Origin of the sequence: Pseudomonas antarctica (genome assembly GCF_900624995.1) — a bacterium.
Lineage (GTDB): Bacteria > Pseudomonadota > Gammaproteobacteria > Pseudomonadales > Pseudomonadaceae > Aquipseudomonas > Aquipseudomonas antarctica.
Genome location: NZ_UYXQ01000197.1, coordinates 1 through 4960, shown reverse-complemented (window position 1 = coordinate 4960; position 4960 = coordinate 1). Strand labels below are relative to the sequence as shown.

Genomic DNA, 4960 nt, shown 5'->3' with positions numbered 1-4960 from the left:
GCGGTAGGCGAGATATGGAACGCAAGCACCCTCACCGCAACACACGGAACCGTCGACGCCGGGGCCAGGGACGCGGCTACCGGCGCCGGGGCGCCTTCGTACCCGTCCGGGGTCCACAGGTGGAACGGCACCAGCTAGAGCTTGAACGCCAGGCCAATCAGCATCATCGCCAGGCCCAACTGGGCGATTGGCGCAGGCATGCTGGTGGTCGCCAGGGCGTGACCGATACCGGTGAAGCTCAGGCTGCCGGCTTCTGCGTAAAGCAGGGCCATACCGAACAACAGGAACGCGGAACCGGCGGCCGACAGCACCATGTACTTGATGCCGGCTTCCAGGGAGCGCTTGTTGAAGAAGGCGTAGGCCACCAAGCCGTAAGTCGGGATCGACAGCAGCTCCAGGCCGATGAACAAGCCGGCCAGGTGCTGCGCGCTGACCAGCACGATACCGCCGGCCGCAGCCAGCAGGATCAGCAGGTACAGCTCTTCCTTGTTGCCTGGGTAACCGGTGCCGCCTTCGCCGAGGTAGGCGTGGGCGAGGGTGACGCAGGCCAGGGTGGCAACCAGGATCAACGCGATATACAGCAGCGCGAAGTCATCGACCATCATCAGCGGGGTGACCGCCAGTGGTGCAACCTTGAGGGCCGGGATGATCGACAGCAGGGCCAGGTTCAAACCGGCACAGGACAGCAGGAACGTTTGTGAGTGATTGCGGCGCCAGGCGATCGCCAGCATCACCACCACGATGGTGAGGCTGGTGATCAGCAGCGGCGCAAGCGCGATAAAGTGTTGGATCGTGAATTCCATAGCGCTCTTACCGTGCCGAAGCGAGTTGAGTGAAGGCGGTGCTGAACCACTGCTGCACGCCATGCATCGTCGCGGCAGAAGTGTCCAGGAACGGTTGCGGGTACACGCCGATGTAGATCAGCAGCACCGCAAGGCCGAGCACCATGATCAGTTCGCGAGCATCCATCCCTTGCAGGACGGTGTCGGACTTGGCCGGGCCGAAGTAGGCGCGGTGGATCATGATCAGCGAGTAGACCGAACCGAACACCAGGCCGGAAGTCGCAATGGCGCTGATCCACGGCGTGTGCACGAACGAACCCATCAGGATCAGGAACTCGCCGATGAAGTTGCCGGTGCCCGGCAAGCCCAGGGACGCAGCGGCAAAGAACAGGCTGATCGCCGGCAGGTACGCGATGCGCGACCACACGCCACCCATTTCACGCATGTCGCGAGTGTGCAGGCGCTCGTACAACTGACCACTCAGGATAAAGAGGGCCGCCGCCGAAACACCGTGGGCCAACATCTGGATCACTGCGCCTTGCAACGCCAGCTGGCTGCCGGAGTAGATGCCGATCAGTACGAAACCCATGTGGGAAACGGACGAGAAGGCAATCAGACGCTTGATATCGGTTTGGGCGAAGGCCAGGAACGCACCGTAGAAGATCCCGATCAGACCCAGGGTCATGGCGATCGGCGCAAACTCGGCCGAGGCATTCGGGAACAGCGGCAGGGCGAAACGCAGCAGGCCGTAGGCAGCGGTTTTCAGCAGGATACCCGCCAGGTCCACGGAGCCCGCAGTCGGCGCCTGGGCGTGCGCATCCGGCAGCCAGGAGTGGAATGGCACCACCGGCAGCTTCACCGCGAAGGCGATGAAGAAGCCCAGCATCAGGATGTACTCGGTGGTCAGCGACATCTTGGTTTTCAACAGGTCGGCGTAGTTGAAGGTAATCACGCCCGTGCTGTTGAAGTTGACCAATACCAGACCCAGGATCGCCACCAACATGATCAGGCCGGAAGCCTGAGTGAAGATGAAGAACTTGGTCGCCGCGTAGATCCGGGTTTTCTTGCCGTCCGAAGAACTGTGACCCCAGAGCGCGATGAGGAAGTACATCGGCACCAGCATCATTTCCCAGAAGAAGAAGAACATGAACAGGTCCAGCGCCAGGAACACGCCGACAACACCGCCCAGAATCCACATCAGGTTCAAGTGGAAGAAGCCCACGTGACGCTGAATTTCTTTCCAGGAGCAGAGTACCGAGAGGATACCCAGCAGGCCGGTCAGCAGGATCATCAACAGCGACAGGCCGTCGAGGGCCAGGTGCACGTTGATGCCGAAGCGCTGGATCCACACGTGCTTGAACTCAAGCGCGAAGGTGGGATCGGCACCCGGTGCCGGAGCAAATGAATAGTCGCCATGGGCCCACAGCCAGAGGCCGAGCGCGAGTTCCAGGGACATGGTCAGCAACGCAATCCAGCGGGGGAGGGTGGCGCCGAAGCGTTCACCCATCCAGCAGAGCAGGCCGCCGATAAAGGGGATCAGGATTAGCCAGGGCAGAATCATGACGGGCTCGTTTCCTTTCGCAAGTTCGCAAAGTACATAGACATAGTCAGACCGCTACCACCACGATGGCGCCGATCACCAGCACGGCACCGGCCGCCATGGAAGCTGCATACCAGCGCAGTTGGCCAGTCTCGCTGCGGCTCAGGGCGGTGTGACCGGCCTTGGCGGCACGCGGGATCAAACCAATGGTCTGGTCGAGCGGGTCTTTGCGCAGTACATGGCTGATGGCTAGGTAAGGCTTGACGAACAGTTTGTCGTAGATCCAATCGAAGCCCCAGGCGGCGAACCACCAGGCCGAAAGGAAGCGGCCGATGCCACTGTTGGCAACCGCAGTCACGAAGCGACGCTTGCCGAGGAACAGCAGGGCCGCCAGCAGGATACCGGCCAGGGCGATGGCGCCCGAGGCGATTTCCAGGCTGTGCTTGGCAGCGCCGCCGGCATGCCCCGCGCTTTCCGGCAGTACGCCGGCCAATGGCGGGGTGATCATGGCGCCGATGAAGGTCGACAGGATGATCAGCACCGACAATGGCAACCAGTGGGAGATACCGTGGCCTGCGTGCGCTTCGGTCTTGGCTTCACCGTGGAAGGTGATGAAGATCAGGCGGAAGGTGTACAGCGAGGTCATGAAGGCACCCACCAGGCCTGCGTACAGCAGGTTCTGGTTACCGCTGGCAAAGGCTTCCCAGAGGATTTCGTCTTTGGAGTAGAAACCTGCGGTCACCAACGGCAGGGCCGCCAGAGCGGCACCCCCGACGATGAAGCTGGCGTAGGCCAACGGCAGTTTCTTCCACAGGCCGCCCATCTTGAAGATGTTCTGCTCGTGGTGGCAGGCAACGATCACTGCACCGGAGGCAAGGAACAGCAGGGCCTTGAAGAAGGCGTGGGTCATCAGGTGGAAGATCGCCGCGTCCCAGGCACCCACGCCCAGGGCCAGGAACATGTAGCCGATCTGGCTCATGGTCGAGTAGGCGAGGATCCGCTTGATGTCGGTCTGCACCAGCGCGGCGAAGCCGGCCAGTACCAGTGTCACGCCACCCACCAGGCCTACCAGGTGCAGGATTTCCGGCGCCAGGGTGAACAGGCCGTGGGTACGTGCAATCAGGTAGACACCGGCGGTTACCATGGTTGCCGCGTGAATCAGTGCGGAAACGGGAGTAGGACCGGCCATCGCATCCGCCAGCCAGGTTTGCAGCGGCAGTTGCGCGGATTTACCCACGGCGCCGCCCAGCAGCATCAGGGTAGCGAGGGTGATCCAGAAGTCACCGACCTGGAATTTCTGCGGTGCCAGCACCAGCAGTTCCTGGATGTTCAGCGTGCCCACTTGTTGGAACAGGATGAACAGGCCGATGGCCATGAACACGTCGCCGATGCGGGTCACGATAAAGGCTTTGAGTGCTGCGTTACCGTTGTTGCGGTTGCTGTAGTAGAAACCGATCAACAGGTAAGAGCACAGGCCCACGCCTTCCCAGCCGAAGTACAGGAACAACAGGTTATCGCCGAGCACCAGGAACAGCATGCTGGCGATAAACAGGTTGGTGTAGGCGAAGAAGCGCGAGTAACCGGCTTCACCGCGCATGTACCAGGACGCGAACAGGTGGATCAGGAAGCCCACACCCACCACCACGCCGAGCATGGTGATCGACAGGCCGTCGACGTAGAGGGCGAAGTTGGGCTTGAAGCCCTCCACCGACATCCACTGCCACAGCACCAGGGTGTAGTGGCCGCCTTCTGGCGGCGCCACGTTGAATTGCCAGATGACGTAGGCGGCGACAATTGCCGATAGGCCAATGGAACCCACACCCACCAGGGCAGAAAGGTTTTCCGACCAGCGCCCGCGAGAGAACGACAGCAGCAGGAAACCGATCAGGGGAAATACGAAAGTCAGAAAGATCATGTTCATCCGCGCATCTCACTGGCAGCGTCGATATCAAGCGTGTGGAAGCGACGATACAGTTGCAGCAGGATCGCCAAGCCAATACTGGCCTCGGCGGCTGCCAGGCTGATCACCAGGATGAACATGACTTGTCCATCCGGCTGCGCCCATCGGCTACCTGCCACAACAAACGCCAGTGCGGCAGCGTTCATCATGATTTCCAGGCTCATCAACACGAACAGAATGTTACGGCGAACCATCAGGCCGACCAGGCCAAGGCAGAACAGGATGCCGGCGACCGCCAGACCATGCTCCAAAGGGATAGCAGGCATCGTCATTGCTCCTTGGCTTCGTTGCGGCCCAAGTGGAAGGCAGTGATGGCTGCAGCGAGCAGCAGCATCGAAGCCAGTTCGACCACCAGCAGGTACGGGCCGAACAGGCTGATGCCCACGGCTTTGGCGTCTACGGTGGTGTGGCCGATGGCCTGGCCGCTCTGGTGAGCGAACAGCACATACAGCAGTTCACCCAGCAGCAGCGCTGCCAGGATGACCGGGCCGAGCCAGATGCCGGGCTTGAGCCAGACGCGTTCCTGGGCGACCGAAGCCGGCCCCAGGTTGAGCATCATCACCACAAACACGAACAGCACCATGATGGCGCCGGCGTAGGCGATCACTTCCGGGACACCGGCAAACGGTGCGCCGAGGCTGAAAAAGGTCATGGCCACGGCGATCAGCGAAATAATCA

4 protein-coding genes and 1 pseudogene are annotated in these 4960 nt (G+C 61.3%); all 5 read right to left on the bottom strand.

Annotated elements, in window-relative coordinates; all coding sequences use genetic code 11:
- Positions 1-803: pseudogene (locus E0F99_RS28910) on the bottom strand (proton-conducting transporter transmembrane domain-containing protein); the annotation flags it as partial.
- Positions 804-810: 7 nt separating this feature from the next.
- A complete protein-coding gene (nuoM, locus tag E0F99_RS28905) occupies positions 811-2343 on the bottom strand; it encodes an NADH-quinone oxidoreductase subunit M (protein WP_064452906.1) in 1533 nt (510 codons plus the stop codon).
- Between the two features lie 46 nt (positions 2344-2389).
- The gene (gene nuoL / locus E0F99_RS28900; protein ID WP_083357963.1) at positions 2390-4243 is read right to left on the bottom strand and encodes an NADH-quinone oxidoreductase subunit L; all 1854 of its coding nucleotides are present in this window, start codon (positions 4241-4243) and stop codon (positions 2390-2392) included.
- Positions 4240-4548, bottom strand: coding sequence for an NADH-quinone oxidoreductase subunit NuoK (gene nuoK / locus E0F99_RS28895; protein WP_017137520.1), 309 nt, complete (start codon positions 4546-4548; stop codon positions 4240-4242). Before nuoK ends, nuoL begins: the two co-directional genes overlap by 4 nt.
- A 2-nt stretch (positions 4549-4550) precedes the next feature.
- Positions 4551-4960: NADH-quinone oxidoreductase subunit J (nuoJ, locus tag E0F99_RS28890; RefSeq protein WP_130909095.1), on the bottom strand; the 410-nt coding region annotated here is incomplete at its 5' end.